Origin of the sequence: Streptomyces scopuliridis (assembly GCF_042790125.1) — a bacterium.
Taxonomy (GTDB): domain Bacteria; phylum Actinomycetota; class Actinomycetes; order Streptomycetales; family Streptomycetaceae; genus Streptomyces; species Streptomyces scopuliridis_A.
Genome location: NZ_JBHTZS010000002.1, coordinates 482,244 through 495,224, shown reverse-complemented (window position 1 = coordinate 495,224; position 12,981 = coordinate 482,244). Strand labels below are relative to the sequence as shown.

At 73.0% G+C, this 12,981-nt stretch carries 8 protein-coding genes; 3 read left to right on the top strand and 5 right to left on the bottom strand.

What is annotated here, in order from left to right; all coding sequences use genetic code 11:
* The first annotated feature begins 121 nt into the window (after nt 1-121).
* From ACFRKB_RS04465 to ACFRKB_RS04455, 3 genes are all read left to right on the top strand, one after another.
* On the top strand, nt 122-2,827 hold the full coding sequence (locus ACFRKB_RS04465; RefSeq protein ID WP_383103192.1) for a lysylphosphatidylglycerol synthase domain-containing protein: 2,706 nt from the start codon (nt 122-124) through the stop codon (nt 2,825-2,827).
* Nucleotides 2,828-3,125: 298 nt separating this feature from the next.
* Entirely contained in the window at nt 3,126-4,706 is a 1,581-nt protein-coding gene (locus ACFRKB_RS04460) for an alpha/beta hydrolase (protein ID WP_383103292.1), read from the top strand.
* A gap of 54 nt (nt 4,707-4,760) precedes the next feature.
* Complete coding sequence (locus ACFRKB_RS04455) at nt 4,761-6,359, top strand: alpha/beta hydrolase (RefSeq protein ID WP_383103191.1); 1,599 nt, start codon at nt 4,761-4,763, stop codon at nt 6,357-6,359.
* 150 nt (nt 6,360-6,509) lie between these two features.
* On the opposite strand, the gene moeZ is transcribed toward ACFRKB_RS04455, so the two are convergent.
* From moeZ to ACFRKB_RS04430, 5 genes are all read right to left on the bottom strand, one after another.
* Nucleotides 6,510-7,688 (bottom strand): adenylyltransferase/sulfurtransferase MoeZ, encoded by a 1,179-nt coding sequence (gene moeZ, locus ACFRKB_RS04450; protein WP_030352874.1) that lies wholly within the window; start codon nt 7,686-7,688, stop codon nt 6,510-6,512.
* Between the two features lie 72 nt (nt 7,689-7,760).
* Nucleotides 7,761-8,540, bottom strand: coding sequence for a spherulation-specific family 4 protein (locus ACFRKB_RS04445; RefSeq protein ID WP_383103190.1), 780 nt, complete (start codon nt 8,538-8,540; stop codon nt 7,761-7,763).
* A complete protein-coding gene (locus ACFRKB_RS04440; protein WP_383103188.1) occupies nt 8,528-9,502 on the bottom strand; it encodes an NAD-dependent epimerase/dehydratase family protein in 975 nt (324 codons plus the stop codon). Before ACFRKB_RS04440 ends, ACFRKB_RS04445 begins: the two co-directional genes overlap by 13 nt.
* Before the next feature lie 109 nt (nt 9,503-9,611).
* Nucleotides 9,612-10,961: a hypothetical protein gene (locus ACFRKB_RS04435; protein WP_383103187.1), complete on the bottom strand. Its 1,350-nt coding sequence runs from the start codon at nt 10,959-10,961 to the stop codon at nt 9,612-9,614.
* A complete protein-coding gene (locus tag ACFRKB_RS04430; RefSeq protein WP_383103291.1) occupies nt 10,954-12,822 on the bottom strand; it encodes a DUF3492 domain-containing protein in 1,869 nt (622 codons plus the stop codon). The genes ACFRKB_RS04435 and ACFRKB_RS04430 overlap by 8 nt, the downstream gene beginning before the upstream one ends.
* Nucleotides 12,823-12,981: the final 159 nt, after the last annotated feature.

Sequence of the window (12,981 nt, the reverse complement as noted above, 5' to 3'; positions counted from 1 at the left end):
GCCCCCGGTCCCCGCAATGCACCCTGATGCCCCCGTCTGTCGGCTGCTCGTGCCACCATCATCCGGGCGGTGACTGGTGATACGAGATCAAGAAGAGACGGATTCGACGGAGGAGCGGGACGTGCGGCCTGCGGCGGCGACGCCCACCTCTGGCGCTGAGTCGCGCCCGGACGCGGAACAGAACACCGGTCCGGACGGCCGGCCCGGCGACACCGGAGGCACCGGGGACACCGGCGCCACCCGTGCCGACCGCGTCTCCGGCGACGAGCCGCTGCTCTCGGCCCGCGTCCACCGCCCCTCCGATCTGCTGCGGCTGCTCATCGGCGTCCTGGCCATCGCCCTCGTCCTCGGGCTCTCCGCCTTCGCCCACGGCACGACCTCCGGTCTCGAACAGGACATCAGCAAGGGCACGGGCCAGGCCCCCGACCTGATGGTCAAGGTGGCCGGGCTGGTGTCGAGCATCGCCGTGCTCCTCGTCCCGGTCGCCTTCGCGATCGAACGGCTGATCAAACGCGACGGACTACGGATCGCCGACGGCGTGCTCGCCGCCGTCCTGGCGCATGGCGTCACCCTCGCCATCGACCTCTGGGTCGCCAGGGCCGCCCCGGAGTCGATCCAGGACGCGCTGACCCGCCCCCAGGCGGGCGCCGGGCTCACCGATCCCGTCCATGGCTATCTGGCGCCCGTCATCGCGTATATGACGGCCGTCGGAATGGCGCGCAGACCCCGGTGGAGGGTCGTGCTGTGGGTGGTGCTGCTGCTCGACGCCTTCGCGATGCTCGTCGCGGGCTACACCACACCGTTCTCGATCATCCTGACCGTACTGATCGGCTGGAGCGTCGCGTACGGCACCCTCTACACGGTCGGCTCGCCCAACGTACGTCCCACCGGGCAGACCCTGATGGCGGGTCTGCGCCATGTCGGTTTCCGCCCGGTCAGCGCGATGCGCGCCGAGGATGTCGCCGACTCCGCCGAGCAGGGCGACCGGGGCCGCCGCTATCTCGTCTCCCTGGAGGACGGCCCGCCGCTCGATGTCACCGTCGTCGACCGCGAACAGCAGGCGCAGGGCTTCTTCTACCGGGTCTGGCGGCAGCTGACGCTGCGCTCCATCACCACCCGCCGGTCCATCCCCTCCCTGCGCCAGGCGCTCGAACAGGAAGCACTGCTCGCGTACGCGGCGATCGCCGCCGGGGCCAACGCCCCCAAGCTGATCGCCACCTCGGAGCTGGGCCCCGACGCCGTCATGCTCGTGTACGAGCACCTGGGCGGCCGGTCCCTGGACTCGCTGCCGGACGAGGAGATCACCGACGAGCTGGTACGGGGGGCCTGGCGCCAGGTCAAGGCGCTCCAGTCGCGCCGGATCGCGCACCGCAGGCTCACCGGCGACGCGCTGCTGGTGGACCGCTCCGGCAAGGTGATCCTCACCGAGCTGCGCGGCGGCGAGATCGCCGCGGGCGATCTCGTGCTGCGCATGGACACCGCCCAGCTGCTCACCACGATGGGGCTGCGGGTGGGCGCGGAGCGTTCGGTGGCCGCGGCGGTCGAGGTCCTCGGCCCCGACGCCATCGCCGACTGTCTGCCGCTGCTCCAGCCGATCGCGCTCAGCCGCTCCACCCGCGCGACGCTGCGCCGGCTCGCCCGCGAGCGGTCACAGCGCGAGCGCGAGGCCGTGCTCCAGGCGTCCGAGGCGAACAAGCGCGCCAAGGTGGCGGAGGCCACCGCCCTGGACGGTGACCGCAAGGCGGTACGAAGATCCCTGCGCGCGGAGAAACAGGCGGAGAAACGGGCCATAGACGAGGCTCTCGACGAGGCGCGCGAGGAGGATCTGCTCTCCCAGATGCGCAAGCAGGTGCTGCGGATCAGGCCGCAGGCGCCGGTCGAGCCGGTCCGGCTGGAGCGGATCAAGCCCCGTACGCTGCTCAGCTTCATCGCCGGGGCCGTCGCCGCGTACTTCCTGCTCACCACCATCACGCAGGTGGACTTCGGCTCGGTCATCAGCCAGGCGCACTGGGGCTGGGTGGCCGCGGCCGTGGCGTTCTCGGCGCTCAGTTATGTCGCGGCGGCGATGAGCCTGCTGGGCTTCGTACCGGAACGGGTGCCCTTCCGGCGTACGGTCGTCGCGCAGGTCGCCGGCTCCTTCGTCAAGATCGTCACCCCTGCCGCCGTCGGCGGTGTGGCGCTGAACACGCGCTTCCTCCAGCGCGCGGGGGTACGCCCGGGGCTCGCCGTCGCCAGTGTCGGCGCCTCGCAGCTCTTCGGGCTCGGCGCGCACATCCTGCTGCTGCTGTCCTTCGGCTATCTCACCGGTACGGAGAAGTCGGCGTCGCTCACCCCGTCCAGGACGGTGATCGCGGGGCTGCTGACGGTCGCGGTGCTGGTGCTGGTCGTGACCGCGATCCCGTTCCTGCGGAAGTTCGTCGTGACGCGGCTGCGCTCCCTGTTCGCCGGGGTGGTGCCCCGCATGCTCGACGTACTCCAGCGGCCGCTGAAGCTGCTCACCGGCATCGGCGGGATGCTGCTGCTGACGGGTGTGTTCGTGATGTGTCTGGACGCCTCGATCCGGGCGTTCGACAACGGCAACCAGCAGCTCAGCTACGCGAGCATCGCGGTGGTCTTCCTGGCGGGCAACGCGCTGGGCTCGGCCGCGCCGACGCCGGGCGGTGTGGGCGCGGTCGAGGGCGCGCTGACGCTGGGTCTGCTGGCGGTCGGACTGCCGAAGGAGGTCGCCGCGCCGGCCGTGCTGCTCTACCGGCTGCTGACGCTGTGGCTGCCCGTGCTGCCCGGCTGGCTGAGCTTCAGTCACCTCACGCGCAAGGGAGCGCTGTAGACCCACGGGCGCGTAGACCCGCACGCCCGTAGACCCACGGGCGCGTAGACCCGCACGCCCGTAGACCCGCACGCCCGTAGACCTCCGCCCTTGGAGGTCCCCGGCCCGGCCGCCCCGCCGCCACCCGCATGGACCGCGGCCCCGAGCGGCCCATGCCGCCGGGGCGCACGATGGGTCCATGTCACGCTCCCCCGCGTCCACCGTCTCCGTGCCGTCCGCCACATCCGCCACATCCGCCACATCCGCCACATCCGCCACGTCTGCCCCGTCCGTCCTGTCCGTCCTGTCCGTCCTCTCCGTGCGGCGCGCCCCGGCCCTGGCCGCTGTCACCGCCGCCGCCCTGCTGGCCGCCACGGGATGCTCCGGCGACAACGGGGCCTCTTCACCGGGCAGCTCCCACGGCGGGAACACCCGGAGCACGGACCGGCCCAAGGACCTGGCGACCCAGCGGCTGACATGGAAGGCGTGCAAGGCCCCGTCGGTCGCGGAGGGCGGCGGTACGGCGCCCTCCCCACTGCCGGGCGGCGCCCAGTGGGAGTGCTCCTTCATGAAGGCGCCGCTCGACTACGCCAAGCCGGACGGCGACACGATCGATCTGGCGCTGATCCGGGCCAAGGCCCGCGACCAGAAGCACCGCATCGGCTCGCTCATCTTCAACTTCGGCGGCCCCGGCGGCTCCGGCATCACCGGACTGCCCGCCTTCGCCCAGGACTACGAGAAGCTCCGCGCCCGCTACGACCTGGTCAGCTTCGACCCGCGCGGGGTCGGCGACAGCGACGGCGTGAAGTGCGAGGACGACCGGCAGCTCGACGCGTACTTCGCCAAGGACGCCACCCCCGACACCCCCGCCGAGGTGAAGACCTTCACCAATGGGCTCGCCGGCTTCGCCGCCGCCTGCGAGAAGAACTCCGGCCGCTCGCTTCCGTATGTCGGTACGACCAACGCCGCCCGCGACATGGAACTGATGCGCAAGGTCCTCGGCGACAGCAAGCTCTACTACTTCGGCATCTCGTACGGCACCGAACTGGGCGGCGTCTACGCCCATCTCTATCCGAAGTCCGTCGGCCGGGCGGTCTTCGACGCCGTCGTCGACCCGACCCAGAACTCCGAACAGGGCTCGCTCGGCCAGGCCAAGGGCTTCCAGCTCGCGCTGAACAACTTCGAGAAGGACTGCATCGCGCGCGGCGACGCCTGCGCGCTGCCCGGCACCACCCCGAAGCAGATCGAGGGGTTCATCACCACGCTGCTCGCGCGGCTCGACAAGCGGCCGATCCCGGGCATCGGCAGCCGCGAGCTGACCCAGACACAGGCCACCAACGGCATCGCCCAGGCGCTCTACTCGAAGGAGTTCTGGCCGTATCTGGAACAGGGGCTCGACGAGGCCGACGGCGGCAACGGCGCGCTGCTGCTCGCACTCTCCGACTCGATGAACGGCCGTGACCAGTACGGCAGATACAGCAATCTCCAGGCCGCCAACGTGGCCATCAACTGCGCCGATTCCAAGGAGCGCTACACCGTGGCGCAGACCGAGGCGAAGCTGCCGGAGTTCCGCAAGGCATCGCCGGTCTTCGGGGAGTTCCTGGGCTGGGGGATCATGAGCTGTACCAAGTGGCCGGTGCCGGGGCAGTGGTCCACCCCCGATGTCAGCGCGAAGGGCTCGGCCCCGATCCTGATCGTCGGCAACACCGGTGACCCGGCGACCCCGTACGCGGGCGCCAGGGCGATGGCCGACGCGCTGGGCAAGGGCGTCGGCACGGAAATCACGTACCACGGCCAGGGACACGGCTCGTACGACAGCGGGAACCCCTGCGTCCAGGGGGCGGTGAACGGTTATCTGCTGAACGGAAAGGTGCCGGCGGCGGGCACGGTCTGCCGCTGACGCGCCCGGCCGGCTTCGGTTGTCCTTGTCCGCCGGAGCGGATTGAATGACGCCATGTCTCGCCGTACACGGATATCCGCCCTGCTCACGGTGTCACTCCTGCTGACCGTCACCGGGTGCGGGAGGGGTACGGAGGACCCCCCGCCCGACGCGAAGGCGGCCCCTCCCTCCTCGGCCGCCGCGCCCGCCCCGGCCGCCGCCGGCGCCACGCCGGACTCCGCCGATCTGCCCGGAATACCCGCCTCGCTCACCGGTCAACGGCTCGACTGGAAGCGCTGCGAGGCGCCGCGGAAGGCGCGGGGCAGCGCGGCGAAGGCCCCCGGCGCCGGCTGGAAGTGCGCCACGATGCGTGCGCCGCTCGACTACCGCGCACCGGCCGCCGAGACGATAGGGATCGCCCTGATCCGTTCCGAGGCCAAGGACAGGGCCGGCCGGATCGGCTCGCTCCTGTTCAACTTCGGCGGCCCCGGCGGCTCGGGGGTGGCCGCACTCCCCGCCTTCGGCGACTCGTTCAGCGCGCTCCAAACCCGCTACGACCTGGTCGGCTTCGACCCGCGCGGGGTGGCGGAGAGCGCCGGTGTGGTGTGCCGGAACGACCGGCAGACGGAGAAGTCCTTCCGTATCGACGCGACCCCCGACACCCCGGCCGAGCAGAAGACCTTCCTCGATGACTCCGCGGCCTTCGGCGCGGACTGCGCGCGCCGCTCCGGGTCGCTGCTGCCCCATTTCGGCACGACCAACGCGGCCCGTGACATGGATCTGATGCGCCAGGTCCTCGGTGACGACACACTCAACTATCTGGGCTTCTCGTACGGCACCGAACTGGGCGGTGTCTACGCCCACTTGTTCCCGGCGAAGGTCGGCCGGTTCACCCTGGACGCGGTCGTCGATCCGACGGCCGACTATGTGGGGCACTCCCGCAACCAGGCCCTCGGCTTCCAGCGCGCCCTGGAGAACTACTACAAGAGCCGGGGCGTCAGCGCGCAGGCGGGCACCGCGCGGGTGGTGCGGCTGCTCGACCGGCTCGACCGCGAGCCGCTGCCGACGGGTACGGGGCGCAGGCTCACCGAGAGCCTCGCGCTCACCGGCATCATCACCCCGCTCTACAGCGAGGACAGCTGGCCGTATCTGACCGACGCGCTGGACGCGGCCGAGGGCGGCGACGGCAGCGGGCTGCTCCGGCTGGCCGACTCGTACAACAACCGCGACGCGCAGGGCCGCTACGGCACGGCGCAGCACTCGCAGCGCGCCATCTCCTGCGCGGACACCAAGGGACGTGTCACCGCCGCTGAGGTCACGTCGCGGCTGCTGGCGGACTTCCGGAAGGTGTCGCCGGTCTTCGGCCCGTTCCTGGCCTGGGATCTGGCCGGCTGGTGTGCCGGCTGGCCGGTGGCCGGCGAGCACGAGACACCGGAGGTGTCGGCGCCGGGCGCGGCGCCGATCCTGGTGGTCGGCGGCAAGGGCGATCCGGCGACGCCGTACGAGGGTGCGCGGCGGATGGTGGAGGAGCTGGGCGACGGGGTCGGGGTCCTGCTCACCTTCGAGGGCGAGGGCCATGGCGCGTACACCACCGGCAACCGCTGTATCACCGGCGCGGTGGACGACTACTTCCTGCACGGCACGGTCCCGGCGGCCGGGACCAGCTGCTCCTAGCGGACCGGCGAAGGGCCCGCGCGTGACGGAGGGCCCGCGCATGACGACGGGCCCGCGCATGCGGAGGGCCCAGGCATGACGGAGGGGCCGACGTACGCACGTCGGCCCCTCCGTTCGTATCGAAGCGCCCGGTCTCAGCAGACCGGGGTCTCAGTAGACCGGCTTCTCCGGCTCGATCTGGTTGACCCAGCCGATGACTCCGCCGCCGACGTGCACCGCGTCCGAGAAACCCGCCGACTTCAGCACCGCGAGGACTTCCGCACTGCGGACACCCGTCTTGCAGTGCAGGACGATCTTCTTGTCCTGCGGCAGGCTCTCCAGGGCCGTGCCCATCAGGAACTCGTTCTTCGGGATCAGCTTGGCGCCGGGGATCGAGACGATCTCGTACTCGTTCGGCTCGCGCACATCGATGATCTCGATGTTCTCCTTCTCGTCGATCCACTCCTTGAGCTGCTTGGGAGTGATCGTCGAGCCGGCCGCCGCCTCCTGGGCCTCCTCGGACACGACGCCGCAGAAGGCTTCGTAGTCGATGAGTTCGGTGACGGTGGGGTTCTCGCCGCAGACCGCGCAGTCGGGGTCCTTGCGGACCTTGACCTGGCGGTACTGCATCTCCAGGGCGTCGTAGATCATCAGCCGGCCGACCAGCGGCTCGCCGACACCCGCGAGGACCTTGATCGCTTCGGTGACCTGGATGGAGCCGATGGACGCGCAGAGCACACCCAGCACGCCGCCCTCGGCGCAGGAGGGAACCATGCCGGGGGGCGGCGGCTCCGGGTAGAGGCAGCGGTAGCAGGGGCCGTGCTCGGACCAGAACACGCTGGCCTGGCCGTCGAAGCGGTAGATCGAACCCCAGACGTACGGCTTGTTCAGCAGCACGCAGGCGTCATTGACCAGATAGCGGGTGGCGAAGTTGTCCGTGCCGTCCACGATCAGGTCGTACTGCGAGAAGATGTCCATCACGTTCTCGGCCTCGAGCCGCTCCTCGTGAAGGATCACGTTCACGTACGGGTTGATCCCGAGGACGGAGTCACGCGCGGACGCGGCCTTGGACCGGCCGATGTCGGCCTGGCTGTGGATGATCTGGCGCTGCAGGTTCGACTCGTCGACCTCGTCGAACTCCACGATGCCGAGCGTGCCGACACCGGCCGCGGCCAGGTACATCAGAGCCGGGGAGCCGAGGCCACCGGCACCCACACACAGCACCTTCGCGTTCTTCAGCCGCTTCTGCCCGTCCATCCCGACGTCCGGGATGATCAGATGACGGGAGTACCTGCGGACCTCGTCGACGGTGAGCTCGGCAGCGGGCTCGACCAGGGGTGGCAGCGACACAGGGACCTCAACAAGGGGGTTGGCCGGTCAATCAGTACGGTTGTTCTGCCTGTAACACTGCCACGGCCCTTCTCATTCCGAGACACCCGGTCCGACTCGCGAGACGATTTCGTCCCAGAAGCCGGGCAGTGTCTCGAATGACCCGTTGCGCGCGGCCGGGCCGCCCCCGGGACCCCCGTCGCTCCGCTCCGTACGGTCGGTGAAGAAGATCGTGCCCGCGCCCTGCCAGCGGGCGATCCGCACCGCCTCCGCCAGATGGCCGCGCGGCACCCCGTGGACGAGATGGGCGAAGCGCTCCGGCGGGTGGTCCGCCGTCCACGCGGCCGCCTGCGACCAGCGGTACTCCGCCCACGGGCCGCGGAAGGTCACCAACTGGTCGGCGGCCTCCGCGTATCCGGGGTACGGATGGACCCCGTGGCCCAGGACGAGGAACCCGCCGTCGAGCAGCGCGCCGAGGGCCGCCGTCGTCCGCCGTGTCGCGGGCAGGTCGGCGCGGCCCGCCGGGCAGCGGTCGAGGAAGAAGCCGTCGACGCGGTACCAGTCGGAGAACCGCCGCGCTTCGGCGACCAGCTCCCCGGCGGGGCGGGTGCCGTACGCCAGATCGAGGTGCCCGAGCACGCGGGACCCCGCGTTGGTGAGCCGGCCCGCCGCCGCCAGACAGTGCGGATCGGGGCGGTCGCCCGGGCCGTTCGCGACATTGAGGACGGCCCAGTGCAGCGGGGTTCCCGGCCGGGTCAGTTCGGCCCACTCGACCGGGGCGAGCAGCGGATGCGCGTACCCGGGAACGCCGATGCCGAGCCGGCCCTCCTCGGTGGCGGAGAGCCGGCCGCCGGGTCTGGTCAGATACGGCACGCCGCCTCCATCCAGATATCGGCGAGTGACTCCTCCAGATTGATCCGGGGCCGCCAGCCGAGCCGGTCGCGGGCGGTCCGTACATCGGCCTGCTGCCAGCTGCCGCAGCCGTCGGGGTACGGGAACGGGCCCGCGCCCAGGTGTTCCGGCGGCGTTTCGCCCCGGGGGGCGCCGACGGTGGCGTGGCCGGCCCGCATCGGCCCCGACGGCAGGTCCAGTTCGTGGAGGGCGCCCGCGTACCCCGCGACCCGTGCCAGTACGGCGGCGGCGTCGCGCAGTCTCACCGCGCGTCCGGTGCCGATGTTGACGACGCCCTGCGCGGCGGAGAGCGAGGCGGCGTGCACGGCGCGCGCCACATCGCGTACGTCGACGAAGTCGCGCTGCACGCCCAGGCCGCCGAGCTTCAGCTCGCCGTCGCCGGACTGCATGGCGCGGCGCATCGCCTCGGCGAGCCGGCCGAGCGGGGAGCCCGCGGGGGTGCCGGGGCCCACGGGCGAGAACACCCGGAGCACGATCGCGTCGAGCCCGGACCCCAGCACCAGCTCGGACGCGGCGAGCTTGCTCACGCCGTACGGGCCGCCGGGGCGCGGTACGGCGTCCTCGGCGGTCGACGAGCCGGGCTGGGACGGGCCGTACTCGGAGGCGCAGCCGAGCTGGACGAGCCGAGCGCCGCAGCGGCTGCGGCGCAGGGCCTCGCAGACCGTGGCGACGGCGACCGTGTTGTGCCGGGTCAGCTCGCGCGCGCCGCCACGGGTGGCTCCGGCGCAGTTGATGATGACCCCGGGGTGGACGGCGTCCAGGAACCGGGTGAGGGCTCCCGGGCTGCCGCCCGCGAGATCGAACCGCACATCGGCGTCGTCGCCCCGGCCGAGCGCGGTGAGGTGGACGGCGGGGTCGGCGAGCAGCCGGTCGGCCACGAAGCGGCCGAGAAAACCGTTGGCACCGAGCAGCAGGACCCTCATCGCGCGGCCCCCCTGTGCCGACAGGCCGGTGCGGGGGCCGGTGCCACGGCCCGTGTTCGGGATTGGGGAGTCATCTCTGGCTTCTCCTTCACAAGGTGGTGCTGAGGGCTCAGGTGTGCGCCGACGCCCGCGAGAGGGCGACGGTGGCATGGGCGAGGAGTGCGAGCGCGGCGGCTCCGCAGGCGAGGGCGGGTACGGCTGCCGCGCCCCAGGTCTCGGCCAGGGCGCGTACGGGGACGGCGAGGGCTTCACAGCCGGGCAGGCGGCCCGCGAGTACGGACGCGCAGGACAGGAGCTCCACGGCGCAGGCGGCGACGAGTCCGGCGGCGGCGGCTCCGGGGAAGCCGTGGACCGTGAGCAGCCGGGCGAGCAGGAGCAGCGTGCCGAGCGCGACGGTGGGCGCGAGTGCGCCGCCCGGAGTGGCGGCGAGTGCGCCGTGCGCGCCGCCGTTCTCCTCACCGGAGACGGCGGCACCGAAGACGGCGGCGGCGAGCAGATACAGACCGGTCAGGGCCACGGCGAACAGCCCTACGAGCGTGAGCAGCAGGGGGCGCGCGACGGCGGCGAAGTCGGCGAGCGCGCGGCTGCCCGCGAGTCCGCGCCGGGCCCCCGCGGAGAAGAGATGGGCGCACCAGGCGGCGGGGAGGACGGCGAAGGCCGGAGCGACGAGGAGCGCCGGGGACGCGGGCCAGGGTCCGTCGGGACCGCCGCTGACCAGCGCGGCCAGCAGCCCCTCGCCGCACAGCAGACAGGCGAGCAGCCCGTACACGCAGGGGCTGGTGGCGGGGTGGGTACGGCCTTCGGCGCGCAGCGGTCCCCGGCGCAGACAGGCGGAGAGCGCGCCGGCCAGCGCGAGTGCTCCTGCCAGGCCTATCGCGAGGCGCCGCTGTCCGCCGGTGTGGTCGAGCCCGAGCAGGGTGAGGGAGCAGACGGCGCCGGGCAGCAGCGCGAGGGCCGTCCACCGGCCCCAGCCGGACGGGCCGGCCCATGGGGGGCGCGCGTCGGCGGTGCGCGCCTCCGGGGGGCGGGGCTCGGAGATCCCGTCGGCGGTGGTGCGCGGGGCGCGCGCGTACAACTCCTCGGCCAGCGAGAAGACATCACGGTGGCGGAAGCGGGCGGCGGTCCGGTCGGTGATGCCGTGCGCCTCCAGGCCGGCGGCGATCTCCAGCGGGTCGACGGCCCGCGCGCACAGCTCACGGTGCCGGTGCAGGAGCGCCTTGACGGGATCGGCGGGGCCCCGGCGGGCGGCGGGCCTCCCGGTGTGCGCGAGGGGTGCGGCGGGCGCGGCGGGCGCGGCGCAGGCAGCGGGGGCGGCGGGCGCCTCGGACGGGGGCTCGCCGGGCAGGAGGGCCCGGGAGCGGGAATCCCAGGGCCCCGGGCCGGCGGGGGCCGGGGTGGCCGCCATGGCCGGGGCAGGAGTGGCCGCGCTCGTCGTACGGGCGGCGCCTCGGTCAGACATCGCGTTCCCCCGCTCCGGCGTACGCCCCCACCGGCCCGGCCTGCCCGTCGCGCCCGCCGCGCTCGCCACGCCCGTCGCGCGCGGGGCGCTCGGCCCGCCCGCCGCGCTTGGCACGCGCGGCCGGGCTCGCCCAGCTCGGCGTACGCCGCGGCAGCCCCGAAAGACCGCCGGTCCAGCGGCCGGGCACATACGTCTCGGCCGGGTGGGCGAAGGGCAGCGGCTCCCCGTCCGCGTCCACGGCGTCGGCCGCGCGCCGGACCGGGGCGTGCGAGATCAGTTCCAGATAGAGCGCGCGGTAGGCCGCGAGGTTCTGCTCGACGGTGAAGAGTTCGCCCGCGCGGGCGCGCGCCGCCGCGCCCAGCCGCGCCCGGCGCGCGGGGTCGCGGAGCAGCGCGATACAGGCGTCCGCGAGCGCCCGCGGATTGCGCGGGGGCACGACGAGCCCCGTACCGCCGATGACCTCGACGACCGCCCCGACGTCCGTGGAGACCGTCGCGCGTCCGCAGAACATCGCCTCGACCAGGCTGATCGGAAAGCCCTCGGCGACGCTGGAGAGCACGACCAGGCCGGCCGCCGCATAGACGTCGGTGAGCGCGGGCGCCTCGGGGCCGCCGATCTCCTCGAAGGAGACGGGGTTGTCGCCGATGGCATGCGCGTCGGCCGCCTCGTCCGGGAAGAGCTGGGCGGCCAGCCCCCGGCAGTGGGTGAGATACGCGGCGGCTTCGGGGCCCCGCGCCGGAGCACCGACGATCCGCAGGCGCGCGCCCGGCGCCGCCCTGCGGATCTCCGCGAAGGCGTGCAGCAGCGAGATCAGGTCCTTGGCGGGCTCGATCCTGCCCACCCAGACGAGGGTGCGCGGATCGCCGCCGCCGTGATCCTCCGCCGCCTCACGGACCGACGCGAACCGCGCCGCCGCCATCCCGGGGTGGACCGTACGCAGCTTCGCGCGGTCGGCGCCGCACCGCTCCTGCCAGCGCCTGGCATGGGCGTTTCCGGAGGTGATGACGCCCGCCTGCCGGTAGACCTCGGCGGCCAGCCGCCCCTGGAAGGCCGCGAGCAGGGCGCGCACCGGCGCGTCATGCGCGCCCCCCGGCACGCTCCCCGACTCGGCCGTCGCCCCGTCCTCCGGCGCGCACCCCGGCTCGTCCCCCGGCGCGCCCGCCTCCGGAGCGCCGCCGGCGGCGAGGTAGTGCGCGCGCAGCCGTACGCCGTACTCCGTGACGAGCAGAGGTACCCCGAAGAAGCGTTTGGCCAACAGCCCGGACAGCGCGGCCGGGCCCCCGGACGCGGCATGGCAGAGATCGGCCCCGGCGAGCCCGTCGTCCTCGTACCAGTCGAGCGAGAGGGGGCGCAGAGCGCGCTCCAGCTGATCGGCGAAGGCCAGGAAATCGGGCACGGACGCGGTGTGCACGCTCCGGCGCGCGCCGGGGGTGCGGCAGGCGGCCTCCAGCAGCCGCACGGCGGCTTCCGAGCGCAGGGCCGCCGGCAGCCCGCCGCGCTCCCTGGCGAGATCGGCGAGTCCGTAGAGCCCCGCCGCGAACCTGTCGGAGGCGGTCGCGTCGTCGGTGCGCGCGGTGCAGAGCGCGGCGGTCAGCTCCGTGAAGTGCGCCGCGAACCGGCGCCGGTCACGCCGTCCGTGACGACGGCCGCCCTCGGCCGGTCCCCAGAGCGGCGCGGTGCGCACCCGCCGTACCTGGGGCGGCAGTTCTATCCACCCCCGGCTCTCCTGGCCCGCGCTCCGGCTCAGCGCGTAGAGGTCGAACTCATACGGGGCGAGCCCGCGCACGAGCCGGTCGCACCAGAGCCTGGACTCACCCGTCGCATACGGATACCCACCGTCCGTAAGCAGTCCGATCCGCACGAGCACACCCCCGATCTCCCTTGTGGGCGGACGCCGTTGATCCGGCGACACGCAGGGGACGACCGTAAGCGGATAAGCCGGTGGTGGGGGGGGGGGGGGGGGGAGGCGCACACCGACCCGGGGGAGGAACGGAAAAAAAAACGACAAGACCACGCAGTT